The 24,397-nt window shown below is 67.9% G+C and carries 20 protein-coding genes; 11 read left to right on the top strand and 9 right to left on the bottom strand.

All coding sequences use genetic code 11. The annotated features are described in order from the left end of the window. Positions 1–14: 14 nt before the first annotated feature. Positions 15–794 (top strand): ABC transporter ATP-binding protein, encoded by a 780-nt coding sequence (locus tag WS45_RS23700; protein ID WP_059527484.1) that lies wholly within the window; start codon positions 15–17, stop codon positions 792–794. 55 nt (positions 795–849) lie between these two features. Here the strand turns inward: WS45_RS23700 and WS45_RS23695 are convergent, their stop codons facing one another. Next, positions 850–1,347, bottom strand: coding sequence for a GNAT family N-acetyltransferase (locus tag WS45_RS23695; protein ID WP_059527488.1), 498 nt, complete (start codon positions 1,345–1,347; stop codon positions 850–852). A 136-nt stretch (positions 1,348–1,483) separates the two neighbouring features. Between WS45_RS23695 and WS45_RS23690 the strand changes: the two genes are divergently transcribed. Together WS45_RS23690 and WS45_RS23685 are read left to right on the top strand one after the other, a co-directional pair. Further along, on the top strand, positions 1,484–2,410 hold the full coding sequence (locus WS45_RS23690; protein ID WP_059701967.1) for a LysR family transcriptional regulator: 927 nt from the start codon (positions 1,484–1,486) through the stop codon (positions 2,408–2,410). A gap of 577 nt (positions 2,411–2,987) precedes the next feature. Further along, positions 2,988–4,070 (top strand): porin, encoded by a 1,083-nt coding sequence (locus WS45_RS23685; protein WP_059528295.1) that lies wholly within the window; start codon positions 2,988–2,990, stop codon positions 4,068–4,070. Between the two features lie 168 nt (positions 4,071–4,238). On the opposite strand, the gene WS45_RS23680 is transcribed toward WS45_RS23685, so the two are convergent. Both WS45_RS23680 and WS45_RS23675 read right to left on the bottom strand, forming a co-directional pair. Further along, positions 4,239–4,577, bottom strand: a complete 339-nt coding sequence (locus WS45_RS23680; RefSeq protein WP_006398637.1) for a P-II family nitrogen regulator — start codon at positions 4,575–4,577, stop codon at positions 4,239–4,241. 83 nt (positions 4,578–4,660) lie between these two features. Next, complete coding sequence (locus WS45_RS23675; protein ID WP_059528297.1) at positions 4,661–6,367, bottom strand: NAD+ synthase; 1,707 nt, start codon at positions 6,365–6,367, stop codon at positions 4,661–4,663. A 109-nt stretch (positions 6,368–6,476) separates the two neighbouring features. Between WS45_RS23675 and WS45_RS23670 the strand changes: the two genes are divergently transcribed. Both WS45_RS23670 and WS45_RS23665 read left to right on the top strand, forming a co-directional pair. Next, entirely contained in the window at positions 6,477–7,658 is a 1,182-nt protein-coding gene (locus tag WS45_RS23670) for a GNAT family N-acetyltransferase (RefSeq protein ID WP_059701937.1), read from the top strand. Between the two features lie 105 nt (positions 7,659–7,763). Further along, positions 7,764–8,624 (top strand): GIY-YIG nuclease family protein, encoded by an 861-nt coding sequence (locus WS45_RS23665; RefSeq protein WP_059701935.1) that lies wholly within the window; start codon positions 7,764–7,766, stop codon positions 8,622–8,624. A 57-nt stretch (positions 8,625–8,681) separates the two neighbouring features. Here WS45_RS23665 and ppa read toward each other — a convergent pair whose 3' ends face one another. Further along, positions 8,682–9,209 (bottom strand): inorganic diphosphatase, encoded by a 528-nt coding sequence (gene ppa / locus WS45_RS23660; RefSeq protein ID WP_011885693.1) that lies wholly within the window; start codon positions 9,207–9,209, stop codon positions 8,682–8,684. 263 nt (positions 9,210–9,472) lie between these two features. Between ppa and WS45_RS23655 the strand changes: the two genes are divergently transcribed. From WS45_RS23655 to WS45_RS23645, 3 genes are all read left to right on the top strand, one after another. Further along, on the top strand, positions 9,473–10,912 hold the full coding sequence (locus WS45_RS23655) for an aldehyde dehydrogenase family protein (protein WP_059701933.1): 1,440 nt from the start codon (positions 9,473–9,475) through the stop codon (positions 10,910–10,912). 75 nt (positions 10,913–10,987) lie between these two features. Next, complete coding sequence (locus WS45_RS23650; protein ID WP_059527501.1) at positions 10,988–11,746, top strand: SDR family oxidoreductase; 759 nt, start codon at positions 10,988–10,990, stop codon at positions 11,744–11,746. Between the two features lie 131 nt (positions 11,747–11,877). After that, a complete protein-coding gene (locus tag WS45_RS23645) occupies positions 11,878–13,182 on the top strand; it encodes an MFS transporter (RefSeq protein WP_059527504.1) in 1,305 nt (434 codons plus the stop codon). A gap of 105 nt (positions 13,183–13,287) precedes the next feature. Here the strand turns inward: WS45_RS23645 and WS45_RS23640 are convergent, their stop codons facing one another. The 3 genes from WS45_RS23640 to hemC are packed head-to-tail and all read right to left on the bottom strand — an operon-like array spanning position 13,288 to position 17,455. After that, complete coding sequence (locus WS45_RS23640) at positions 13,288–14,475, bottom strand: heme biosynthesis protein HemY (protein ID WP_059527516.1); 1,188 nt, start codon at positions 14,473–14,475, stop codon at positions 13,288–13,290. 2 nt (positions 14,476–14,477) lie between these two features. Continuing rightward, complete coding sequence (gene hemDX, locus WS45_RS23635) at positions 14,478–16,454, bottom strand: fused uroporphyrinogen-III synthase HemD/membrane protein HemX (protein WP_059701931.1); 1,977 nt, start codon at positions 16,452–16,454, stop codon at positions 14,478–14,480. Next, positions 16,454–17,455: a hydroxymethylbilane synthase gene (gene hemC, locus WS45_RS23630; protein ID WP_059527523.1), complete on the bottom strand. Its 1,002-nt coding sequence runs from the start codon at positions 17,453–17,455 to the stop codon at positions 16,454–16,456. The genes hemDX and hemC overlap by 1 nt, the downstream gene beginning before the upstream one ends. A 218-nt stretch (positions 17,456–17,673) precedes the next feature. Between hemC and ppc the strand changes: the two genes are divergently transcribed. Next, positions 17,674–20,688 carry a phosphoenolpyruvate carboxylase gene (ppc, locus tag WS45_RS23625; protein WP_059701929.1) on the top strand — a complete coding sequence of 1,005 codons (3,015 nt, stop codon included), beginning with the start codon at positions 17,674–17,676 and terminating at the stop codon, positions 20,686–20,688. Between the two features lie 148 nt (positions 20,689–20,836). Here the strand turns inward: ppc and WS45_RS23620 are convergent, their stop codons facing one another. Beyond that, complete coding sequence (locus tag WS45_RS23620; RefSeq protein WP_059527529.1) at positions 20,837–21,589, bottom strand: class I SAM-dependent methyltransferase; 753 nt, start codon at positions 21,587–21,589, stop codon at positions 20,837–20,839. Between the two features lie 160 nt (positions 21,590–21,749). Here WS45_RS23620 and WS45_RS23615 point away from each other — a divergent pair, with 160 nt between their 5' ends. After that, positions 21,750–22,559, top strand: coding sequence for a helix-turn-helix transcriptional regulator (locus tag WS45_RS23615; RefSeq protein ID WP_059701927.1), 810 nt, complete (start codon positions 21,750–21,752; stop codon positions 22,557–22,559). A 6-nt stretch (positions 22,560–22,565) separates the two neighbouring features. Here the strand turns inward: WS45_RS23615 and WS45_RS23610 are convergent, their stop codons facing one another. Then, positions 22,566–23,561: a Csu type fimbrial protein gene (locus WS45_RS23610; protein WP_059701925.1), complete on the bottom strand. Its 996-nt coding sequence runs from the start codon at positions 23,559–23,561 to the stop codon at positions 22,566–22,568. 299 nt (positions 23,562–23,860) lie between these two features. Between WS45_RS23610 and WS45_RS23605 the strand changes: the two genes are divergently transcribed. Continuing rightward, complete coding sequence (locus WS45_RS23605) at positions 23,861–24,397, top strand: Csu type fimbrial protein (protein WP_059701923.1); 537 nt, start codon at positions 23,861–23,863, stop codon at positions 24,395–24,397.

The raw sequence follows: 24,397 nt of genomic DNA, 5'->3' as shown, positions 1-24,397 counted from the left end.
TCGCAGGACTATTGATGAATTCCCAGACTCAAAAGCTTTTCGTCGACGATCTGCACAAGCGGTACGGCGACAACGAGGTGCTCAAGGGCGTGTCGCTGAAGGCGAACTCGGGCGACGTGATCAGCGTGATCGGCTCGTCCGGTTCCGGCAAGAGCACGATGCTGCGCTGTATCAACTTCCTCGAGCAGCCGAACGCGGGCCGCATCATCGTCGACGGCGAGGAAGTGCGCACCACGCCGGACAAGACGGGCGCGCTGCGCGCGGCCGATTCGAAGCAGCTGCAACGCGTGCGCACCAAGCTGTCGATGGTGTTCCAGCATTTCAATCTCTGGTCGCACATGAACGTGATCGAGAACGTGATGGAAGCGCCCGTCAACGTGCTCGGCATCCCGAAAAAGGAAGCCGAAGACCGTGCGCGTGAGTATCTCGAAAAGGTCGGCCTCGCGCCGCGCGTCGAGAAGCAGTATCCGTCGCACCTGTCGGGCGGGCAGCAGCAGCGTGTCGCGATCGCGCGCGCGCTGGCGATGCATCCGGACGTCATGCTGTTCGACGAGCCCACGTCGGCGCTCGACCCGGAACTGGTCGGTGAAGTGCTGAAGGTGATGCAGAAGCTGGCCGAGGAAGGCCGCACGATGATCGTCGTCACGCACGAGATGGGTTTCGCGCGCAACGTGTCGAATCACGTGATGTTCCTGCACCAGGGGCGCGTCGAGGAGGAAGGCGTGCCGTCCGAGGTGTTCGCCAACCCGAAGAGCGAACGCCTGCGCGGGTTCCTGTCGGGCAGCCTCAAGTAACGCGCGCGACGCGCGACGACACGCGAACGGGCGCCATGCGGCGCCCGTTTTGCGTTTACACGGCGTCCACCGGTGCGCCGTCGGCGAACGCGCGCAGCGCATCGCCCGCGAGCCTGTAGCGCACCCATTCGCTTTGCGGCGCCGCGCCGACGCTTTCGTAGAAGCGGATCGCCGGCTCGTTCCAGTCGAGCACGCTCCATTCGAAGCGCCCGCAGCCGGTGTCCACGGCGATGCGCGCGAGCGCCTTCAGCAGCCGCAGCCCGGCACCCGCGCCGCGAAAGCGCGGCGATACGTACAGATCCTCGAGATACAAGCCCTGGCGGCCGAGCCACGTCGAATACGACGAGAAATACACGGCGAAGCCGGCCGGCTCGCCGTCGACCTCGCAGATCAGTGCGCGCGCGGGCGTTCCTTCGCCGAACAGGCTGCGCTCGAGCGACGCAGGTGTCGCGACCACTTCATGCTCCGCCTTCTCGTAGATGGCCAGCTCGGTGATGAAGCGCAGGATTTGCGGCACGTCGGCGACGGTGGCGGAACGAATGTCGATTTGCACGGTGAGGAGCCCTCCTTCGGCCCGGACTGAAAACGGAATGCGGCGCCCGCGCAAGCGCGCCTGGCGCCGGACAGATCGACATGCTACGTTCGCGGTTCAACTGCAGGAAGTGCAGTTTCTTCATCTGGACATGAACATGATGCATCCCGACCTGCGCCGTCTCGACCTGAACCTGCTGCTCGCGTTCGACGCGTTGTACCGCCACAGGTCGGTCGCCGCGGCCGCGCACGAACTGGCGATGAGCCCGTCCGCGCTGAGCCATGCGCTCGCCCGGCTGCGCGACGCGATCGGCGATGCGCTGTTCGTGCGGCTCGGCAACGAGATGCAGCCGACCGTGCGCGCCGACGACATCGCCACCTGGGCCGGCGATGCGCTCGACACGATGTCGAAGGGGCTCGCCCGCGCGCGCCGGTTCGATCCCGCGCAAAGCGACCGCACGTTCGTGTTCGCCGCGACCGACTACACGGCATTCGCCGTGCTGCCGGCGTTGCTGGCGCGCATCGAGCAGGTCGCGCCGCGGCTGCGAATTCGCGTCGTCCACTCCGACCGCAAGATTTCGATCGACGAACTCGCGGCCGGCCGCATCGACTTCGCGCTCGGCTATCACGAGGAATCGGCCGGCGACGCGCCGGGCATCGAGGATTTCGACTGGTTCTCGGACGACTACGTGGTGATCGCGAGCGCCACGCATCCGGACATCCGCCGGCGGCTGACGCTCGACCAGTACCTCGCGGCACGCCACGTGGTCGTCACGCCGTGGAACGAGTCGCGCGGCGTCGTCGACTACGTGCTCGACCGGCTCGGCCTCGCGCGGCAGGTCGCCGTGCAGTTGCCCAGCGTGCTGGCCGCGCCGTTCGTGATCGCGGAATCGGCACTCCTGATGACGGTGCCGAACCGCGCCGCGCAGGCGCTGCGCCACGCGGCGCCGATCCGCATCTTTCCCGCGCCGTTCGAGATCCCGCGCTACACGGTGAAAATCTACTCGCACGCGAAGCACGCGCGCACCGACGCGCACCGATGGCTTCGCGCGCAGTTGCTCGACGCCCGGGCGGCATCCGCTTGAGCCTGGCGCGCGTCCACGGCGGGCGGCGGTCAACCGTTGCCGGACAAGCGTTGTTGGGCCTCGCCCGACAACGGCTGACCGCCGCCAAATCATTACGAAATACTTACCGATTTCGTCTCTGCGGCGCTTACGCTCGCGTCCCGATGGCGTCAATAGTGGCAATCCTTGACCCATGCTTATCGAATCCATGTCTCCCTTGTGTGACAAGGGTTTTCCGGGAATCGACGCCCCTTTGGGCACCCATCGCGCACGGTGTTGCATGGCAAATTGGCGACAGCGGTTAGTCAAACAACGATTTCCATCGCCACAAAATTGTATTTTTGCTAAATTAGTAACCAAAGTAGCAAAACGAAGTTCGTGAAATGTAGTTTAGCTTCACGACACAACAAGGAGACCCCGCAAGCCGACCCGGCCGCGCGGGACCGCTCAACGGTTTTCCGTCCGCTTGCCCGCGTGCCGCGCTTACCGGCTCTGCACGAGGTCTCCCTGGTTATCCGGCTTTTCGCTTTTGCCCGGCGCTCGCTGCTCCGGGCATCTCGTGCAGTCTGGGTTGACTTTTTGACAGGGTATGGAGGAGATGATGAAGAAAGCTTTGGTCGCGGCCGCGCTGATGGCTGCTGGGGTGGTTACGGCGCACGCGCAGAGCAGCGTCACGCTGTATGGTCGCCTGGATGCCGGCCTCGAGTACATGAACGGACTGCAGGACGGCCATCGCGTTCGCGCAGAAAGCGGCGACTGGGGCACGAGCCTGTGGGGCTTGAAGGGCAGCGAGGACATCGGCGGCGGCAACAAGGTCCTGTTCCACCTCGAAGGCGCGTTCAACACAATGAACGGCACCGTCACTCAAGGCTCGATCTGGGATCGTTTCGCGACCGTCGGTATCTCGAACGACCGCTACGGTACGCTGCTGCTCGGTCGCGAACTCGCGATCGCAAACGGCGTGTGGGACTTCGATCCGCTGGGCCAGTCGAGCTGGTCGTCGGCATCGCTGGTGCGCGGCCGCAACTGGAACAAGACCAGCAACAACGTGTCGTACCAGTCGCCGTCGCTCTACGGCCTCGACTTCTACGGCCAGTTCGCGTTCTCGAACTCGACCAGCTTCAACGGCAACACCGACCCGAAACAACCCGGTCGTGCAGCCGGCGCTCAGATCACGTACACGAACGCGCTGTTCCAATTGCGCGGCATCTATGACGAAACGCGCGACAGCAACGGCCGCTTCTCGGACGTGTTCAACTATTCGCGTGAATACTTTGCCGGCTTGAACGTGTTCCTCGGCCAGTTCAAGCTGCAGGCAGCTTACCAAGCATCGCACGCAGACGGCAGCGGCGGCCCGCCCGCGAACAATGGCGTGACCAGCACCCAGCAGGTCTGGGGCGGCGTGACGTGGCAGGCAACGCCGGCGGCAGCGCTGATCGCGGCCGTGTACCACGTGAATGCCAACCACGGCGGCGGCAACGCGAACATCTACACGGTCGGCGGCTCGTACAACATCTCGAAGCGCACGCTGTTCGACGTGCAAGTCGCGACGGTACGCAACAGCAAGACCGCGAACTTCGGCCTGAACGCAAACGGCGCGGGTACCGACGTCTCGACGGGCAACCCGCATCCGGGCGGCAGCCAGACCGGCGTCTACGCCGGCATCCAGCACCTGTTCTGATCAGGCGCCGTCCAGAGAACGATTCGACAACACTTTCCACGCTGCTGCGAGAGGCGCGTATCGGTGCGGTACCCTTCCGGGTATCCGCACCGTTTTTTATTGGCGGGCCGGGATCGCATGATCCACGGCCCGATCGACCGATTGGGTCGACCGTGCCCGAAGCGGCGCTCAGACCGCCGCTTCGTTCTCTTCGCCGGTGCGGATGCGGATCACGCGTTCGACGTCCGACACGAAGATCTTGCCGTCGCCGATCTTGCCGGTGCGCGCCGCGCCGATCACCGCGTCGATCACCTGATCGACCTGCGCTTCCGCGACGACCACCTCGATCTTCATCTTCGGCAGGAAGTCGACCACGTATTCGGCGCCGCGATACAGCTCGGTGTGCCCTTTCTGGCGGCCGAAGCCCTTCACTTCCGTCACGGTCAGGCCGGTGAGGCCCACTTCGGCGAGCGCTTCGCGGACTTCGTCCAGCTTGAACGGCTTGATAATGGCGGTGATGCGTTTCATGATGGTTGTCCCTCAATGCTCGTTTGGATGCAGAATCGCGATCCCGATTGTAAGCCGGCCGGCCGCGTACGGCCCAGCGCGGCTCAGTCGAGACGTTCGGTAAAGCGTGACGTGATCGGATAGCGCCAGTCGCGCCCGAATGCGCGATGCGTGACGCGAATGCCGATGGGCGCCTGGCGGCGCTTGTATTCGTTGACCTTGATGAGCCGCGTCACACGCGCGACGTCGGCCTCCGCATAGCCGGCCGCGACGATCTCCGCGAGCGGCCGGTCCTCCTCCATGTACATCCGCATGATCGCGTCGAGCACCTCGTACGGCGGCAGGCTGTCCTGGTCCGTCTGGTTTTCGCGCAGCTCGGCCGACGGCGCACGCGTCAGGATCCGCTCGGGAATCACGTCGCGCAGCCCGTAGTCCGTCGTTGCGTTGCGATAGCGACACAGCCGGTAGACCAGCGTTTTCGCGATGTCCTTGATCACCGCGAAGCCGCCTGCCATGTCGCCGTACAGCGTGCAATAGCCGACCGCCATCTCGCTCTTGTTGCCGGTCGTCAGCACGATCGAGCCGAACTTGTTCGACAGCGCCATCAGCAGCGTGCCGCGGATGCGCGCCTGGATGTTCTCTTCCGTCGCGTCCTCCGCGCGGCCCGCGAATTCGCCCGCGAGCGCCGCACGGAACGCGTCGAACATCGGCGCGATCGCGATCTCGTCGTAGCGCACGCCGACGCGCCGCGCCATCTCCGCCGCGTCGGTGGTCGAGATGTCGGCCGTGTAGCGCGACGGCATCATCACCGCGCGCACGCGCTCGGGCCCGAGCGCGTCGCAGGCGACCGCGAGCACCAGCGCCGAATCGACGCCGCCCGACAGCCCGATCAGCACGCCGGGAAAACCGTTCTTGCCGATGTAGTCGCGCACGCCGGTCACGAGCGCGCGATAGACCTGCGCGTCGACCGGCAACTCGGGCGCGATCGCGCCGGGCAGCGGGCGCGCCCCGTCGAACTCGACGATCGCGTGCCCTTCGTCGAACTGCGGCATCTTCGCGACGAGCGCGCCCTGCGCGTCGAGCACGAACGAGCCGCCGTCGAACACGAGCTCGTCCTGGCCGCCGACGAGGTTCACGTACACCATCGGCAGCCCGGTTTCGCGGATCCGCGCGCGCAGGATGTCGATGCGCAGCGCTTCCTTGTTCATGTGGTACGGGGAGCCGTTCGGGATCAGCAGCACCTGCGCGCCGGCGGCCTTCGCGATCTGCGCGGCCGACGCATGCCAGGCGTCCTCGCAGATGATCACGCCGTATCTGACGCCTTCCAGCTCGAACACGAGCGGCTCGGTGTCCGTCGCGAAGTAGCGCTTCTCGTCGAACACGTCCGCGTTCGGCAGATCCTGCTTGCGGTACGTCCCGACGATCTCGCCGCCGACGATCAGCGACACCGCGTTGTAGGTGTCGGTCGGCGGCACGCCGCGCTCGATCGGGCGGTTTGCATTACCATCGACGGCTGGCGCGTGCGGATCGCCGCCCGCGCTCCGCAGCGGATGGCCGACCAGCACCGCGAGCCCGTCGAACGCGCGCAGCGCATCGGCGAGCGTGTCGAGCGCGGCGGCCGCCGCCGTGTAGAACGCGGGCCGCAGCAGCAGGTCTTCCGGCGGGTAGCCGGACAGCGCGAGTTCGGGCGCGATCATCAGGTGCGCACCGTCGTTGTGCGCGGCGCGGGCGGCGGCGATGATCCGCGCGACGTTGCCGGCGAAATCGCCGACGGTGACGTTGATCTGGGCGAGAGCGAGTCGGGTCTTCATGACGGGATCGGCGCAGCCCGGCGGCGCGCCCTGAACGGCTGACGAAATCGTCCCGGATGCGGGCCACGGCGGCACGCATCCGGCGGCATCCAACAGTACGGATTCACGCTTGAAACACGAACGCATCGATTATCGCACGGGCATCCTGTCGTCCCCCGCTGAGGTGCCGGCCGACGAATGGAACGCACTGCTCGAGCGCGACGCGCAGCCGACGCCGTTCCTGCGCCACGAATTCCTCGACGCGCTACACGTCGCGCGCTGCGCGGTCGACGACACCGGCTGGTCGCCGCACTTCGTCACGCTGACCGACGCGCGCACAGGCCGGCTCGCGGCCGCCGCGCCCGTCTACGCGAAACAGCATTCGTACGGCGAATACGTGTTCGACTGGGCGTGGGCCGATGCGTACCAGCGCAACGACCTGCCCTATTACCCGAAGCTGCTGTGCGCGGTACCGTTCACACCCGTGCAGGGCACGCGCCTGCTCGCCGCCGACGACGACGCACGCCGCCGGCTCGCGGCCACGCTGTTGGCGTTCGCCGAGCAGAGCGACGTGTCGTCGCTGCACGTGCTGTTCCCGACCGGAGACGAAGCGCGGCTGCTCGAGTCGATGGGAATGATGCTGCGCGAAGGCGTGCAGTTCCACTGGCTCAACGACGGCTATCGCGATTTCGACGACTTCCTCGGCACGCTCGAGCAGAAGAAGCGCAAGAACATCCGCGCGGAACGGCGCAAGGTGCGCGATGCCGGTGTCACGTTCCGGCGGCTCACCGGCGAACAGATCACCGACGCCGACTGGCGCTTCTTCACGCGCTGCTACCGGCAGACCTACCGCGAGCACTATTCGAGCCCGTACCTGAACCTCGACTTCTTTCGCGCGATCGGCGCGACGATGCCGGAGAACCTGCTGCTCGTGATCGCCGAAGCCGATGGGAAGCCGATCGCGAGCTCGCTCGCCGTGTACCGGCGCGGCGCGAACGGCAGCGGCGGCACGCTGTACGGCCGCTACTGGGGCGCGCTCGAACACGTGCAGTGCCTGCATTTCGAAACGGCGTATTACCAGTTGCTCGAGTTCTGCATCGAGGCCGGGCTCGACACGTTCGAAGGCGGTGCACAGGGCGAGCACAAGCTCGCGCGCGGCTTCCTGCCGACCGTCACGCATTCCGCGCACTGGCTCGCGCATCCGGCGTTCTCCGATGCGGTCGCGCGCTTTCTCGAACGCGAGACCGAGCATATCCACGCGTACGTCGACGAGCTGCGCGAACACGATCCGTTCCGGCGGAGTGCCGGGTAGCATCGGCCGGCCGGCACATCCGCTTCGGCGAAGGTCACGGCGATCGGTGGCGTTGACGCCCGCCATTTCTGAGACACTGACGGCTTCGCATCCCGCCGCCTTCCCATGTCCTGGTTTCTGTATCTGATCGAGTGCGCCGACGACAGCGTCTACACGGGCATCACGACCGACGTCGCCGCGCGCTTCGACGAGCACGCGTCCGGCAAGGGCGCGCGCTATACGCGCTCGCGCAAGCCGCGCGCCGTGCTCGCATCGTTCCCGCTGCCCGACCGGTCGATCGCGTCGCGCGCCGAATATTGGGTGAAGCGGCTCACGGCCGCGCAGAAACGCGAGCTGGCGGCTGGAATCCGGACGCTCGAATCGGTGTTGCCGGCCGGGATGTCGATCGACGGAAACGTCGACGCCGCAGTGCCGCAGGACGGCAAGAAGGTGAAGGCGAAGCGCGCCGACATTGCGAACGGGCCGGCCGAAACTGAAGAGGCTCGCGATAAGGCCGCGACGAGCGGAACTGCCGGAAAAAAGACCGCGTCCGCGAAAATCGCGAACACCCGACGCGCCGCAACGGCGCCAACGTCGGCAAAAACCTCGCCTGTCTCCAGGAAACGTGCCGGGACCGCCGACGACACGGAAGGGAAAAAGACCGCCGCGCGCGGCACGCCGGCAAAACGGGACAAGCCGGCCACGAACGCATTGCCGAAGCGGAAAGCGTCGGCAGCCGGCGGCAAGCCTGCCGCGAACGGACTCGCCGCCCCTGCTTCCGCCCCGGCGCGCGGCCGTCCGTCGACAAGGAAGGCCACCGCCGAAGTCATCGAGGCCGCCCCGGCCCCCGCTGCCCCCGCGCGCCGCGCAACGGGCGCGAAACGTGCGAAGGCCGCGCCGAGTGCTGGCGCCCAGCCGGCGCCGGCCCGCAAGAAAACCCTCGCACGCGCCACCGCGCGCACAAAACAAAACCGCGCGGCCTCCTGAGGAGACACGCGCGGTTTTGCGTTCCGAACGAACCGGCCGCGAGGCCGGCCTGCCGGCTTACTTCTTGTAGTTCGCGGCGCCGTCGGCGATTTCCTTGTGCGCGGCGTCGATGCCGGCCCAGCCTTCGACCTTCACCCACTTGCCCTTCTCGAGCGCCTTGTATTGCTCGAAGAAGTGCTTGATCTGGTCCTTCAGGTACTCGGGCACGTCGTCGATCGACTTCAGGTTCGCCGTCATCGGGCAGACCTTGTCGTGCGGCACGGCGACGAGCTTCGCGTCGACGCCCGACTCGTCGGTCATTTGCAGCATGCCGAGCACGCGCGAACGCACGATCGAGCCGGCCAGCAGCGGGAACGGCGTGATCACCAGCACGTCGACCGGATCGCCGTCGCCCGACAGCGTCTGCGGGATGTAGCCGTAGTTGACCGGGTAGCGCATGCCCGTGCCGATGAAGCGGTCGACGACGAGGAGACCCAGCTCCTTGTCCGCCTCGTACTTCACCGGATCGCTTTGCGCGGGGATCTCGATGATCACGTTGAAATCGTGCGGCAGGTCCTTGCCGGCCGGAACATGATTGAAGCTCATAGCGCTCTCTGTTGGTCGATGGGAATTCGGGACAGGGCGCCGCAGCCGATGCACCGCCGCGGGCGTCCCCGCAGGGAATGCGCCATTATAGCCAATCGACCGGTGGCGTCCGGATGACGATCGGCGCGATAATCGTTCCGGATGTCCGGCCATCGAACCGCGGGCGACGTTGCATGGGATCCGCGTAACCGCTGAAGCACCAACAGATTTGCATGGGGCCCGAGCAAGCGCCGAAGCGCCAACCCGGGTCGACAGGAGCAGGCATGGAAGAGGCGAAGCACTTCATCGCGGGCGAATGGACGTTACCCGCGCAACTGGAGACGATTCCGGTCGTCGACCCATCCGACGGTCAGCCGTTCGCGACGATCGCGCGCGGCACCGCGCCCGACATCGAGCGCGCGGTCGCCGCGGCCCGCGACGCGTTCGCGGGCCCGTGGGGCGCGGCGAGCGCCGCCGAGCGCGGCCGCGTGCTGATGCGGCTGTCCGCGCGCGTCGCCGACCACCTCGAGGAACTCGCCGCGATCGAGGCGCGCGACACCGGCAAGCCATTGAAGCAGGCGCGTGCCGACGCCGCCGCGCTCGCGCGCTACTTCGAGTTCTACGCGGGCGCCGCCGACAAGCTGCACGGCGAGACCCTTCCCTATCAAGCCGGCTACACGGTGCTGACGGTGCGCGAGCCGCACGGCGTCACCGGCCACATCGTGCCGTGGAACTACCCGATGCAGATCTTCGGGCGCAGCGTCGGCGCGGCGCTCGCGGCCGGCAACGCATGCGTCGTGAAGCCGGCCGAGGATGCGTGCCTGTCCGTGCTGCGCGTGGCCGAGCTGGCCGCCGAAGCCGGGCTGCCGTCCGGTGCGCTGAACGTCGTCACCGGCTACGGCCATGAAGCAGGCGCCGCGCTCGCGCGCCATCCCGGCATCGACCACATCTCGTTCACCGGCTCGCCCGCAACCGGCAAGCTGGTCACGCAGATGGCGGCGGAGAATCATGTCCCCGTCACGCTCGAGCTCGGCGGCAAGTCGCCGCAGATCGTGTTCGCCGACGCCGATCTCGACGCGGCGCTGCCCGTGCTCGTGTCGGCGATCGTGCAGAACGGCGGGCAGACCTGCTCGGCCGGCAGCCGCGTGCTGATCGAGCGCGCGGTGTACGAGCCGCTCGTCGAACGGCTCGCCACCGCCTTCAACGGGCTGCGGGTCGGCCCGAGCCGCGCGGATCTCGACTGCGGCCCGCTGATCAACGCGAAGCAGCAGCAGCGCGTGTGGGATTTTCTGTCCGACGCGCAGCACGACGGCATTCCGATGGCCGCGCACGGCCAGGTCGTCGCCGAGGCGCCCGAAAGCGGCTTCTATCAGGCCCCCGCGCTGCTGCGCGACGTGCCGCCATCGCATCGCCTCGCGCAGGAAGAAGTGTTCGGCCCGGTGCTTGCCGCAATGCGCTTCGTCGACGAAGACGAAGCGGTTGCGCTCGCGAACGGCACGCCGTACGGCCTCGTCGCCGGCATCTGGACCCGCGACGGCGCACGCCAGCTGCGTCTCGCGCGCCGCCTGCGCGCGGGCCAGGTGTTCGTCAACAACTACGGCGCGGGCGGCGGCGTCGAGCTGCCATTCGGCGGCGTCGGCCACTCGGGGCATGGTCGCGAGAAAGGCTTCGAGGCGCTGTACGGCTTCACCACGCTGAAGACGATCGCGATCCGGCACGGCTGAACCGGACGAACGCGGCCGGCGACGACCGGCCGCGCACCGAAACACCACGCACGCTTCCAACACAGGAGACACATCATGCGGCTGAGCGGCAAGACGGCCATCGTCACGGGCGGCGGTTCGGGCTTCGGCGAGGGCATCGCGAAGACCTATGCGCGAGAAGGCGCGAACGTCGTCGTCAACGACCTGAACGGCGCGGCGGCCGAGCGCGTCGCGAGCGAGATCGCGCTGGCGGGCGGCAAGGCGATCGCGGTCGCGGGCGACGTGTCGAAGGACACCGACTGGCGCGCGCTGCTGCAAGCCGCGCTCGACGATTTCCATTCGGTGCAGATCGTCGTGAACAACGCCGGCACCACGCACCGCAACAAGCCGGTGCTCGACGTGACGGAAGCCGAGTTCGACCGCGTGTATGCCGTCAACATGAAGAGCCTGTTCTGGAGCGTGCAGACCTTCGTGCCATATTTCCGCACCCAGGGCGGCGGCGTGTTCGTGAACGTCGCGTCGACGGCCGGCGTGCGGCCGCGCCCGGGCCTCGTCTGGTACAACAGCACGAAGGGCGCGATGATCACCGCGAGCAAGTCGCTCGCGGCCGAGCTCGGCGCCGACCGGATCCGCGTGAACTGCATCAACCCGGTGCTCGGCGAGACGGGCCTGATGACCGAGTTCATGGGATGCGAGGACACGCCGGAGAATCGCCGCCGGTTCCTGGCAACGATTCCGCTCGGCCGCTTTTCGACGCCGCAGGACATTGCGAACGCGGCGCTGTACCTTGCATCCGACGAAGCCGAGTTCATCACCGGCGTCTGCCTCGAAGTCGACGGCGGGCGCTGCATCTAGCCGCACCGCCGTGAATTGCGCGCACCGGCATCGCCGGCGTGCGCCGTATCCAAGCATCATCATTGCTTCGCACGACACCGGATCGGGCGCCGACGCGCCCGGTCCGGACAACGACAAGAACTGGAGACAACATGGCAACATCGACGCAGTCGCTGCCGGGCTCGTCCGGCGCATTCGAGGAAGCAACCTACCGCAAGGTGTCCTGGCGGCTCACGCCGCTCCTGCTGCTGTGCTACGTGGTCGCGTATCTCGACCGCGTGAACGTCGGCTTCGCGAAGCTGCAGATGGCGAGCGACCTGAATCTCAGCGACACGGTCTACGGGCTGGGCGCCGGGATTTTCTTCTTCGGCTACTTCCTGTTCGAAGTGCCGAGCAACATCATCCTGCACAAGGTCGGCGCGCGCGTCTGGATCGCGCGCATCATGGCGACGTGGGGCGTGATCTCGATCCTGACGATGTTCGTCACGACGCCCGCGATGTTCTACGTGATGCGCTTCCTGCTCGGCGTCGCCGAAGCCGGCTTCTTCCCCGGCGTGATCCTGTACCTCACCTACTGGTATCCCGCGCACCGGCGCGGCCGGATGACGACGTTCTTCATGACGGCAGTCGCGTTGTCCGGCGTGATCGGCGGGCCGATCTCCGGCTTCATCCTGAAGGCGTTCAACGGCGTGAGCGGCTGGCACGGCTGGCAATGGCTGTTCCTGCTCGAAGGGATCCCGTCGGTGCTGGCCGGCGTGCTCGTGTTCTTCGCGCTCGACGACCGGATCGCGAAGGCCAAATGGCTCACCGACGACGAAAAAGCGCTGCTCGCGCGCAACGTCGACGCGGAAGAAGCAACGAAGGAAGACCTGCCGCTCGGCGCGGTGATGGCGAGCCCGCGCGTGTGGCTAATGGCGCTCATCTACTTCTCGTTCGTGATGGGGCTGTACGGCGTCGGCTTCTGGCTGCCGACGATCATCAAGGCGACCGGCGTGACCGACACGTTCATGATCGGCCTGCTGTCGGCGGTTCCGTATGCGGCGGCGGTGGTCGCGATGATCCTGATCGCGCACAGCGCGGACAAGCGCCGCGAACGACGCTGGCACCTCGCGATTCCGGCCGCGTTCGGCGCGCTCGGGCTCGTGCTGTCGGTGATCTGGGCGCACCAGACGGCGCTCGCGATGCTCGGCCTCACGCTCGCGACCATGGGCATCCTGACGACGCTGCCGCTGTTCTGGAGCCTGCCGACCGCGTTCCTCGGCGGTGCGGCCGCTGCAGCGGGCATCGCGATGATCAATTCGATCGGCAACCTCGCGGGCTTCCTGAGCCCGTACATGATGGGCTGGCTCAAGCAGGCGACGGGCGCCAACGACGCGGGCATGTACATGCTCGCCGGGTTCCTCGTGCTCGGCGGACTGCTTGCGCTGTCGGTGCCGAAGCGGCTTGTCGACAGGTGATGCCGCACGTCACGACGTGCCTGCCGCAGTGCTATGCATGAAAAAGCCCCGAAGGCCGATTGGCGTTCGGGGCTTTTTTACGCGCGGCGGGCAAGCGCCGCCGCATCAGACCACGGTAATCGCGAGCGCGCTTTCGCGGTAATGCTTGGCCGCCTTGTCGGTTTCGCCGAGATGCTCGAACAGGCGGGCGAGCGCACGGTGCGCACGCACCTTCAGCGCCTCGTTGTCGGCCTGCTTCAGCGCGGCTTCGAGGAACGACTGCGCCTTGCCCCACAGCTGCTGCTGCTGGCAGAGACGGCCGAGCGCGAACAGCAGGTCGGCATCCTCCGGGTGATCCTTCTTCCACCCTTCGGCCTTCTGGATCAGCGGCAACGCATCGCCGCCGGCCGTGTCCGGATAGCGGCGCAGGAGGCGCGCGTCCCAGTTGTGCGCGAGCGCTTCCTCGACGATGCGGCGCGCTTCGGTGCGGCGCTCGAGCGTCACCAGCAGGTCGGCCGCGAGATCGGCCAGGCGCGGCGACTGGCGCTCGAGCGGCGACAGCGACTGCCACACCTCGAGGAGCGCGTCCGGGTCGTGCCGGCGTTCGCGCAGCAGATTCTCCGCCGCCTGCTGGCGCAGCCGCACGGCCGCGGCCGGATGCAGCGCCTCGCGCTTCTCGAGCGCCTTCGCGAGCTTCAGCACCTCGGCCCAGTTCTTCAACTGCTGCTGTGCGCGCAGCGCGACCTGCTGCGCATGGATGCGCTTGCCGCCCGCCTGCAGGTCGGCCAGCGCGGCGAGCGCACCGTCGGCATCGCGCGCATCCGCGCGCATGTCGGCCGCGGCAAGCAGCCGTGCGTCCTGCCATTCCGGCGCGTCGACCTTCGACAGCCAGTCGTCGCGGCGCGTGTATTCGTGCATCCGGTGCGCGGCGGTCGCCGCGACGAGACTCGCGGCGCCCTGGTTCGCATCGACCGCGAGCGCGTCGCGCGCGGCCTTCTCGGCGCGCGAGAAGCGGCCTGCGTACAGGTTCGCGATCGCATCGCGCAGCGACGCCTGTGCCTTCTCGTTGCGCGAGCGCGCACGATATGCGGCGACCCGCTGCGGCATGCGCCAGATGTTGCGCACGATGCGCAGCAGCGCGTACACGACGATGAACAACACGACGATGGAGATCACGAACAGGTTCAGCGACACGTCGACCCGGTACGGCGGATAGACGAGCAGCACCTGCCCCGCGTCGAAATGGCCGACGGTGGCGAGTGCCGCGGCGATCGCGAACAGGATCGCGAGCCAGACGATTCCTCGAAGCGTCATCGTTACCCCCGGCTCTTGAACTGCTGAACGGCGTTCAGGCTCGTGTTCAGGTTCGGCACCGCGACCGTCAGCGATGCGCCGTCGACCTGCCTGAGCAGATCCTCGACGGTTTGCGTGTCCCTCGATGCCTGGTCGAAATACTTGCCGAGCGACGCCTGCGCCGCATGCAGGTCGGCCTTCATCGCGCCGTCATTGCGCGCGAGCAGCGACAGCCGCGCGGTGAGCAGGCGCAGCTTCACGTTCTCGCGCACGAAGTAGCCCTGGTCCGGCGATGCGAGCATCGCGTCGGCGTTGTCGATCCGGCGCACCTGCACGAGGCCCTTCAGCTGCTGGCCGAGCCCGGCCGAGAAGTCATGCCACCACACCTTCCAGCGCGGCTCGCCGGCCACGGCCGCGGCCGACGACGCGGCGTCGGCCGGCACGGCCTTCGGTGCCGCATGCGGGACGATCGCCTCGCCGGACAGCGGCAGCGCGTCGATCTTCGCGATCGCGTCGTCGAGCTTGATCGCGAGGCCCGTGAGGTCGGCCGACGGTGCGGCCTTCAGCTTCTCGATGTCCTGCGCGAGCGCCTTGCGCACCGTCACGGCCTGCGCACTCTGCGACGTCGCGAGGCGCGCATCGGCATTCTGCAGCGCGATCAGCGCGAGTTGCGTGTTCCCCGTCAGCTGCAGTTGCTGGCTCGCGCTCGACAGCATCTGATCGACTTCCTCGAGCATCCAGGCGTCGCGGTTGCGCGACAGGTCCTGGTATTGCTGCTGCAGCGCCTGCTGCGCGCTCTGCGCGTCGGCGAGCTTGCCGTCGAGCTGCGCAAGCTGCGTGTCGACCTGATGCGTGCTCGCGAGCGCCTGCTCGGTCTTCGTGCGGGTTTCGGCCGCCTGCGCATCGAGCGCCTTCTGGCGCGCGACGAACGACTCGTCGAGCCGGTCGACCTTGCGGTTCAGCGCGTAGCCGCCCACACCCGCCGCGCAGCCGAGCACGACGACGACGAACCACAGCGCCGCGCTGCCGCCGCGGCGCGCATGCGGTTCGGACGCGAGATAAGGAGGACTGGACGGCGGTGCGGATGCAGCGGCCAGCTGGGAAGCGACGCCTTTGGAATCGTTGGTATCTGTCATGCGTTTAGTCACCGGTGCGGCTGTCGCCGGTTGGACGGCCTCGTCGGCCATCGTTCGAAACGCGCGGACGATGCGCTCATCGCCCGCGCCGGTCAGCGTAATCCTATCAAAACCCAGTGCGCGCGCGGTCTGCTCGATACGCGGATGCGGCGTCACGAGCGGCGCATGCTTCAGCGCGTCGATCTCGGCGTCGTTCAGATGCGCGCGAGAGAGTTCGTGCAGGTTGCGCACGCCCTCCGAGCTCGTGACGAGCCACGCGTGCGGCGCGCCGGCGAGCAGCGCATGCACGCGCTCCCACGCGCCGATGCGCGGCTCGGGCACGACGCGCCGGTACGCGGCGACCAGCGTGACCTCCGCGCCGGCTTCGCGCAGCCGCTCGGCGAGCCATTCGCGGCCGCCGTCGCCGCGCACGATCAGCACGTGCCGGCCGGCGAGCGCATGCGCGCCGCCGAACGCGGCCTCGATGCTCGCGAACAGGCTTTCCGAATCGTAATGCGGGACGCCGCCATCGGCGGGCGCCTGCGGCGCGATCACGCGATGCGTGGGCGCCGCGATGCCGTGGCGCTCGAGCGCCGCGACGCTGCCGGGGCCGACGACGCCGACCGGCAGCGCATTCGGCCAGATCGCGCCGTACTGCGCGAGCGCGCGGTCGATCGCGTTCGGCGACACGAAGATCACGAGCGCGTAACGCTCAAGCGCCGCGAACGCGGCGTCGAGCGGCGCCGGATCGTCGACCGGCGCGATGTCGATCAGCGGGAATTCGAGCACGTCGCAACCGGCCTCGGCCAGTTGGGCCGCAAGCGCGGCCGACTGACCGTCCGGGCGTGTCAGGACGGCGGTGAACGCGCGCGCGCCGCCCGCCATCAGGCGTCGCCCTTGCCGGCCTGCGAGCCGGCGAGCAGTGCGTTGACGATGTCGCGCGCGCCCTGCGCCTCGAGCTCGTCGGACACGGCACGGCCGAGCGCGAGCGCATCGGCGACGGTCATGACGGCACCGCACTCCTCCGCGGTCAGCACGCGCTGTCCGTCGGTCGTCGACACGCGGCCCGTCAGGTACAGCTCGCCCGCGCGCCACACCGCGTGGGCGGCGAGCGGCACCTCGCAGCTGCCGCCGAGCGCGCGCGACACCATCCGCTCGGCCTCGACCGCGAGCGCGGTCCGCGGGTCGTGCAGCGGCGCGAGCCATCCCGCGACGTCCGTGCGATGCGCGGCGATTTCGATGCCGAGCGCGCCCTGGCCGGCGGCCGGCGGGCTGTCCTCGACGCCGATCAGCGCGCGGATTCGCGCTTCGAGGCCAAGGCGCTTCAGGCCCGCGGCCGCGAGAATGATCGCCGCATAGTCGCCGCGATCGAGCTTCGACAGGCGCGTGTCGAGATTGCCGCGCAGCGGCAGCACGTTCAGGTGCGGATAACGCGCGCGCAGCATCGCCTCGCGGCGCAGGCTCGACGTACCGACGACCGCGCCGGCCGGCAGCGCGTCGAGCGACGCGTAGTCGTTCGACACGAACGCGTCGCGCGGATCCTCGCGCTCCATGATCGCGGCGAGCGAGAAGCCGTCGGGCAGCGCCATCGGCACGTCCTTCAGCGAATGCACGGCCAGGTCGGCACGGCCGTCGGCGAGCGCGTTCTCCAGTTCCTTCACGAACAGGCCCTTGCCGCCGACCTTCGACAGCGTGCGGTCGAGAATCTGATCGCCACGGGTCGTCATCCCGAGGATTTTCACGTCACAAGCTGGATATAATTTGCGCAGCGCATCACGCACATGTTCGGCTTGCCACATCGCCAGGCGACTCTCGCGCGAAGCAATCGTCAGCGTCACGGGGGCTTGTGCCGACCGCGGCCCGGCCGAAGAGATCTCGGAATTCATTGCAGGAACAATCGAAGGACGGGATTGAAGATCGAACAATGGTAGCACGCACGCCCCGGCCCGCCCGGGCCCGGCGCCTGCGCCCGCCGCGCTTCGGCGCCGGCGGCGACACCGATGCGCGGATGTGCCGCACGTAGCTGGTTGCTTGACCGCAGTTCCCGTAGTTTCCGCAGTCCCCGCAGTCCCTTTTGACTCGAGCTTTCCCAAGGAAACCCATCGTGAAGTCTTCCGGATCGGCGCGTACGACGCGCCGCAATGCTGCCTTGCCCTCCTCCGACGCCCAGACGGGCTCCATCGCCACCGCCGCGAACGGCCGTGCGAAAACGGCAACGAAACCGAAAGACCCGATACGTCAGACAAAACGCGCGATCAAGACCGCCGCCCCGGCCAACGGCAAGGCCGGCGCGGCGAAGCCCGGCGCCCGCACGCGCGAGGACAAGGACGGCCCGCTGTTCGAGGACATCCGCTACCTCGGCCGCCTGCTCGGCGACGTGGTGCGCGAACAGGAAGGCGACACCGTGTTCGACGTCGTCGAGACCATTCGCCAGACGGCGGTGAAGTTTCGCCGCGAGGACGACAGCGAGGCCGCGCAAACGCTGGAGAAGAAGCTGCGCAAGCTGACGCCGGAGCAGACGGTGAGCGTCGTGCGCGCGTTCAGCTATTTCTCGCATCTGGCGAACATCGCGGAAGACCGCCATCACAACCGCCGCCGCCGCATCCACGCGCTGGCCGGCTCCGCGGCACAGCCCGGCACCGTCGCGTACGCGCTCGAGCAGCTGAAGACAACCGGCAACGCGTCGAAGCGCCTGCTGCAGCGCTTCTTCGACGATGCGCTGATCGTCCCGGTGCTGACCGCGCACCCGACCGAAGTGCAGCGCAAGAGCATCCTCGACGCGCAGCACGACATCGCGCGGCTGCTCGCCGAGCGCGACCAGCCGCTGACGGCGCGCGAACGCTCGTACAACGAATCGATGCTGCGCGCGCGCGTGACCGCGCTGTGGCAGACCCGCATGCTGCGCGACGCGCGCCTGACGGTCGGCGACGAGATCGAGAACGCGCTGTCGTACTACCGCGCGACGTTCCTCGACGAGCTGCCTGCGCTGTACGGCGACATCGAGGCCGCGCTCGCCGAGCACGGCCTGTCCGCGCGTGTGCCCGCGTTCTTCCAGATGGGCAGCTGGATCGGCGGCGACCGCGACGGCAATCCGAACGTGACCGCCCCGACGCTCGAAGAAGCGATCAACCGCCAGGCCGCGGTGATTCTCGAACACTACCTGGAACAGGTGCACAAGCTCGGCGCCGAGCTGTCGGTGTCGAACCTGCTGGTCGGCGCGAATGACGCGGTGAAAGCGCTCGCAGCCGCGTCGCCGGACCAGTCGCCGCACCGTGTCGACGAACCGTATCGCCGTGCGCTGATCGGCATCTACACGCGGCTCGCCGCAAGCGCGCGCGTACGACTCGGCGAAGGCACGGTGCCCGTGCGCAGCGCCGGCCGCGGCGCGCCACCGGTGCGTGCGGTGCCGTATGCCGATTCCGAGGCCTTCGTCGCCGACCTCAAGGTGCTGACCGCCTCGCTCGACGAACACCACGGCACGTCGCTCGCCGCGCCGCGCCTCGCACCGCTCGTGCGCGCGGCCGAGGTGTTCGGCTTCCATCTCGCGAGCATCGACTTGCGCCAGAGCTCCGACATCCACGAAGCCGTGGTCGCCGAGCTGTTCGCGCGTGCCGGCGTGCACGCAGACTACGCGTCGCTCTCCGAGGACGACAAGCTGATCGCGCTGCTTGCCGCGCTTGCCGATCCGCGCCCGCTGCGCTCGCCGTACATCGAATACTCGGCGCTCGCGCAGAGCGAGCTGGGCGTGTTCGAGAAGGCACGCGAGGTGCGTGCGCAGTTCGGTCCGCGCGCGGTACGCAACTACATCATTTCGCACACCGAGACGGTCAGCGACCTCGTCGAAGTCCTGCTGCTGCAGAAGGAAACCGGGCTGCTCGAGGGCGCGTTCGGCGCCGCTCATGACAGCGCGCGCAACGGCCTGATGGTGATTCCGCTGTTCGAGACGATCCCCGACCTGCGCGACGCCGCGCGCATCATGCGCGAATACTTCGCACTGCCGGGCATCGACGCGCTGATCGCGCACCAGGGCGCCGAGCAGGAAGTGATGCTCGGCTACTCGGACAGCAACAAGGACGGCGGCTTCCTGACGTCGAACTGGGAGCTGTATCGCGCGGAGCTCGCGCTCGTCGACCTGTTCCGCGAACGCAAGATCACGCTGCGGCTGTTCCACGGCCGCGGCGGCACGGTCGGCCGCGGCGGCGGCCCGACTTACCAGGCGATCCTGTCGCAGCCGCCGGGCACCGTGAACGGCCAGATCCGCCTGACCGAACAGGGCGAGGTGATCGCGAGCAAGTTCGCGAACCCCGAAATCGGCCGGCGCAATCTCGAGACGGTGGTCGCCGCGACGCTCGAGGCGTCGCTGCTGCCGCAATCGAACGCGCCCGCCCAGCTGCCCGCGTTCGAAGCCGTGATGCAGACGCTGTCCGACGCCGCGATGGCGTCGTATCGCGCGCTCGTCTATGAAACGCCCGGTTTCACCGACTACTTCTTCTCGTCGACGCCGATCACCGAGATCGCCGAGCTGAACATCGGCAGCCGTCCGGCCTCGCGCAAGCTGCAGGATCCGAAGCACCGCAGGATCGAAGACCTGCGCGCGATTCCGTGGGGCTTCTCGTGGGGCCAGTGCCGGCTGCTGCTGACGGGCTGGTACGGCTTCGGCAGCGCGGTGAGCGCGTATCTCGACGGTGCGCAGGACGCGGCCGAACGCACGAAGCGCGTCGCGCTGCTGAAGAAGATGAACAAGACCTGGCCGTTCTTCGCGAATCTGCTGTCGAACATGGACATGGTGCTCGCCAAGACCGATCTCGCGGTCGCGTCGCGCTATGCGCAACTGGTCGCCGACCGCAAGCTGCGCAAGCACGTGTTTGAGCGGATCGTCGCGGAATGGGAGCGCACGTCGCAGGCGCTCGCGGAAATCACCGGTCACGCAGGCCGCCTCGCGACCAACCCGCTGCTCGCGCGCTCGATCAAGAACCGCTTCCCGTATCTCGATCCGCTGAACCACCTGCAGGTCGAGCTGATCAAGCGTCACCGCGCGGGCGACACGAACGCGCGGCTGCGCCGCGGGATTCACCTGACCATCAACGGGATCGCGGCCGGCCTGCGCAATACGGGCTGATCCGTGCGCGGCGCGGGCCTGCCCGGCGCCGCGCCGGCATCGCGAAGCGAAAGCCGCAAAACGAAAGCCGCGATACGCAACCACGCATATCGCGGCTTTTTTTCATGGCGCGGCACGACGGCGCCGGCCGCCGTGTCGCCTCATACGCTCATTGCGCGTCGATCAGCAGCGCGTCGTGCTCGAACGAGCCGTCCGTCCGCACCGCGTAGTAGCCGCGCACCTCGTCGGGCGCATGCGCCCACAGCGCGCGGATGCCCGCGACGCTGTCGGCCGGCGTGCGGATCCGCTCGACCCATGTATCGAAATCGATCGGCAAGCGCCAGCGGCTCTGCACGTGCGCGTCGAACCCGGCGTCGCGGAACATAGCGAGCCATTCGTCGGCACGGTAGTCGCGCACGTGCGACGCGTCGCGCAGCACTTCGGCGGCCTGCAGATAGGTGTCGAGCAGCGGATGGTCGTTGCCTGCGATGTCGATCATCAGCACGCGGCCGCCCGGCTTCAGCACGCGACGCACCTCGGCGAGCGCCGCGCGCACGTCGTGCCAGTGATGCGCGCTCATCCGGCTGACCACCCAGTCGAACGTGCCGGCTTCGAACGGCAGCCGTTCGGCCGGCCCCTGCTGCGTGCGGATGTTCGCGAGCCCGCGCTCGCGCGCGGCGGCGTCGACAGTCGCGAGCATCGGCGCCGCGAGATCGTATGCGACCACCTCGCGCACGTGCGGCGCGACCGCGAAACTCGCGTGGCCCGCACCGCAACCGAGATCGAGCACCGCGGCGTCGGGCGTCGCGCGCACGGCGTCGGCCAGCGCCTGCAGATCGGCGCCCGTCGCGTGGACCGTGCTCGTCAGGTAGGCGGCGGCCGTCGTGCCGAATGCGTCGGCGACCTGGTCGTGGTGTTTCATCGTTCGCTCCTTCTTTGGGTGGTGCGCTCGCTGCCTGTCAGCGCGCGAATCGCTACAATAGGGCCGCGCTTGTACCAGTACAAGTTAAGCAGTTATTCTGGTATTTGTTACACCTGCCTGATCCTTCGCGCCTTTGGCGCCCCTTTTCAGCCGTTTCCGCATGAGCCTGCCGCCCTCCGCCCCCACCCCGCCCCTCGACGCGACGCCCGCCCGCGCACTCGGCGAATTCATCCGCGCGCACCGCGAACGGCTGTCGCCGCAGGCCGTCGGCCTGCCGCCCGGCCCGCGCCGCCGCACGCCGGGGCTGCGGCGCGAGGAAGTCGCGCAGCTGTGCGGCGTCAGCCCAACCTGGTACACGTGGATCGAGCAGGGTCGCCCGGTGTCGGCATCGGCCGATGCGCTCGCGCGGATCGCCGTCGCACTGCAGTTGTCGAAGGCCGAACGCGCGTACCTGTTCGAACTGGCCGCGCAGCGCGATCCGGCCGAGCCCGACGTCGCGGCCGGCGACCTGCCGCCGACGCTCGCGGCAACCGTCGCCGCGATCGCCACGCCCGCCTACGTGCTCGACCGGCAATGGAACGCGCTCGCATGGAATGCACCGGCCGCCGCGCTGTTCACGGGCTGGCTCGACGGCGAACACGACCGCAACCTGCTGCGCTTCACGTTCATGGCGCCGGCCGCGCGCACGCTGATCGTCGACTGGGAAACCCGCGCGCGGCGACTCGCGGCCGAATTCCGCGCCGACTCGATCCGCCATCTCGCCGATGCGCCGACCCGCGCGCTGATCGACGCACTGATGGCCGGCAGCGATGCCTTCGCGCAGTATTGGGCGTCGCAGGACGTGTTCGAGCGCGAAGGCGGCCTGCGCGAATTCGACCATCCGGCCGACGGCCGCCTCGTGTATCAGCAGATCACGCTGAAGCCCGCGCATCGCGAGGACCTGAAGCTGGTCGTGCTCGTGCGCGATTGACGCGGCTCAGAAGCTGATCGTCGCGGTAATGGTGTCGCTGTAGGTGCCGGGCGCCGGTGTCGTCTGCGCGGGTACGCGGCCGTATATCGTGATCGCCTGCGCGAACCCGCTCCCGGTTCCGGTCGCCATCGTCGTGCCGCCGGTGCCGTCGCCCCACGGTTGCGTGAAGGCGCTGTCCTGATAGAGCTGATAGCTGACCGAGCCGCCGCCCGTGCGTCGCATCGTGCGTGCAGTGACACTGCCGCTGGCGCCGCCGTTCAACGCAATCTGGAATGCATCGCCGTTCGTGCATCGCGCACTGATCGAGCCGCTCGCGGTCAGCGCCGACGCCAGCACGCCCGACGCCGGAAACGCAACGCCGGTCGCGCTGATGATGCAGTTGTTGATGACGGTGGCGGTGGCGGTAAAACTCATCGTGCCCGCCGTCGCCTGCGATGCGCACGGCGTCGGCAGCACGCCGAGCAGCGAAAAGCTGTAGCTGTAGGCGGCCTGGTTGCCGCTGAAGCTCTGCGTATAGACCGTGCTGGCATTGTTCACGGTCGGCACGGTGGGCTGGTTCGCCGCGATGCGGCCGTAGATGGTCACGTTCGTACTCGCGGACGTGCCGAGCCCCGGTTTCGTCAACGAGACGGATATCGGCGTCGTGCCGGCGCTGACCGCGCCCCAAGGCTGCGAATAGCCCGAGTCCTGATACAGGTCGTACTGCATCTGGTTCGCCCCGTTGGTCAGGTAGCGCGGGCTCGTACCGGCGAGGTTCACGCAAACGAGCACACCTGTGTTCAGGCTCAGTGTGTCCCACGTGCAACTCACGGTCATCGTGCTGTTCGTCGTATAGGCCTGCTGCGTAATCGGACTGACCGAGCCGAAGCTCGGCACCGGCGGCGTCACCGAACACGAATCCGCGCGGGCCGACGTCCACGGCAAGCCGAGCAGCACGACCAGCAACAGGCACGATAGCGCGCGCAACCAGCGGCGCGCCGTGCGGAATCCGTGATCCGCCATGCATTCCCCCGAAAATGCCCGTCCGTTCGACCCGGCTTCCGGCCCGGGCAGCGCCCTCATGGTATCCGTCCGCGCACCGATCATTCGCACTGTTACTTGATCCATGTCAAAACCGCCGATGGCCATCGATCTCGAACCCCTGACAATGCGCTCCGAGTCGGCGTTTTCTCCATTGCGCGCGACCGAAACCGTGGAGTAGTCTTCCACCAACGACAGAGCGGTTACGGCGACCGGCAACAGACCACGCGGCAGGCACTCCGCGGCCGGGCGACCCCATTGAATGGCAGGAGATAATCATAATGAACGCTTCCCGACGTCGTATTCTTTCAGCCGCGCTCGCGGCCATCTTCGCATTCGCGCCCGCGCTGCAGCCCGTCACCGTTGCCGCAGTCTATTCGAACGGCACGGCCACCGCCCAGTTCAACGTCACGCTCACGATCCAGGCAAACTGCGCGATCGCCGCGAATCCGCTTGCATTCGGCTCGTCCGGCGTGCTCACGGCGGCGATCAACCAGCAGACCACGGTCTCCGTCACCTGCTCGAACTCGACGCCGTACAACATCGGACTCGATGCCGGCTCGGTCAGCGGCTCGACGGTCTCCAGCCGGCTGATGGCCGGGACGACGAGTGGCAATACCAGCACGACGGTCGGCTACCAGCTCTACCAGGACTCGGGCCACACGACGGTCTGGGGCAACACGCAAGGCACCGACACGGTCGGCGGCACCGGCACCGGCTCCGCGCAGGTGCTGAACGTGTACGGCCAGGTGCCGACGCAAGCGACGCCGAAGCCGGACACCTACCAGGCCGCCGTCACCGCCACCGTGTACTTCTGA

It is taken from the genome of Burkholderia sp. RF2-non_BP3, assembly GCF_001522185.1.
In the GTDB taxonomy this organism is placed as follows: domain Bacteria; phylum Pseudomonadota; class Gammaproteobacteria; order Burkholderiales; family Burkholderiaceae; genus Burkholderia; species Burkholderia diffusa.
The sequence above is the reverse complement of the archived record's forward strand: the minus strand, read 5'-3'. Positions and strand labels throughout refer to the sequence as shown.

Excerpts from the sequence above, each read along its gene's own strand:
- WS45_RS23605 (WP_059701923.1), top strand. The coding sequence starts at position 23,861 with ATGAACGCTTCCCGACGTCGTATTCTTTCAGCCGCGCTCGCGGCCATC.
- WS45_RS23640 (WP_059527516.1), bottom strand. The coding sequence starts at position 14,475 with ATGACGCTTCGAGGAATCGTCTGGCTCGCGATCCTGTTCGCGATCGCC.
- hemC (WP_059527523.1), bottom strand. The coding sequence starts at position 17,455 with ATGAATTCCGAGATCTCTTCGGCCGGGCCGCGGTCGGCACAAGCCCCC.
- WS45_RS23655 (WP_059701933.1), top strand. The coding sequence starts at position 9,473 with ATGGAAGAGGCGAAGCACTTCATCGCGGGCGAATGGACGTTACCCGCG.
- WS45_RS23690 (WP_059701967.1), top strand. The coding sequence starts at position 1,484 with ATGATGCATCCCGACCTGCGCCGTCTCGACCTGAACCTGCTGCTCGCG.
- WS45_RS23665 (WP_059701935.1), top strand. The coding sequence starts at position 7,764 with ATGTCCTGGTTTCTGTATCTGATCGAGTGCGCCGACGACAGCGTCTAC.
- WS45_RS23700 (WP_059527484.1), top strand. The coding sequence starts at position 15 with ATGAATTCCCAGACTCAAAAGCTTTTCGTCGACGATCTGCACAAGCGG.
- WS45_RS23645 (WP_059527504.1), top strand. The coding sequence starts at position 11,878 with ATGGCAACATCGACGCAGTCGCTGCCGGGCTCGTCCGGCGCATTCGAG.
- hemDX (WP_059701931.1), bottom strand. The coding sequence starts at position 16,454 with ATGGCGGGCGGCGCGCGCGCGTTCACCGCCGTCCTGACACGCCCGGAC.
- WS45_RS23610 (WP_059701925.1), bottom strand. The coding sequence starts at position 23,561 with ATGGCGGATCACGGATTCCGCACGGCGCGCCGCTGGTTGCGCGCGCTA.
- ppa (WP_011885693.1), bottom strand. The coding sequence starts at position 9,209 with ATGAGCTTCAATCATGTTCCGGCCGGCAAGGACCTGCCGCACGATTTC.
- WS45_RS23685 (WP_059528295.1), top strand. The coding sequence starts at position 2,988 with ATGATGAAGAAAGCTTTGGTCGCGGCCGCGCTGATGGCTGCTGGGGTG.
- WS45_RS23615 (WP_059701927.1), top strand. The coding sequence starts at position 21,750 with ATGAGCCTGCCGCCCTCCGCCCCCACCCCGCCCCTCGACGCGACGCCC.
- WS45_RS23675 (WP_059528297.1), bottom strand. The coding sequence starts at position 6,367 with ATGAAGACCCGACTCGCTCTCGCCCAGATCAACGTCACCGTCGGCGAT.
- WS45_RS23650 (WP_059527501.1), top strand. The coding sequence starts at position 10,988 with ATGCGGCTGAGCGGCAAGACGGCCATCGTCACGGGCGGCGGTTCGGGC.
- WS45_RS23620 (WP_059527529.1), bottom strand. The coding sequence starts at position 21,589 with ATGAAACACCACGACCAGGTCGCCGACGCATTCGGCACGACGGCCGCC.
- WS45_RS23680 (WP_006398637.1), bottom strand. The coding sequence starts at position 4,577 with ATGAAACGCATCACCGCCATTATCAAGCCGTTCAAGCTGGACGAAGTC.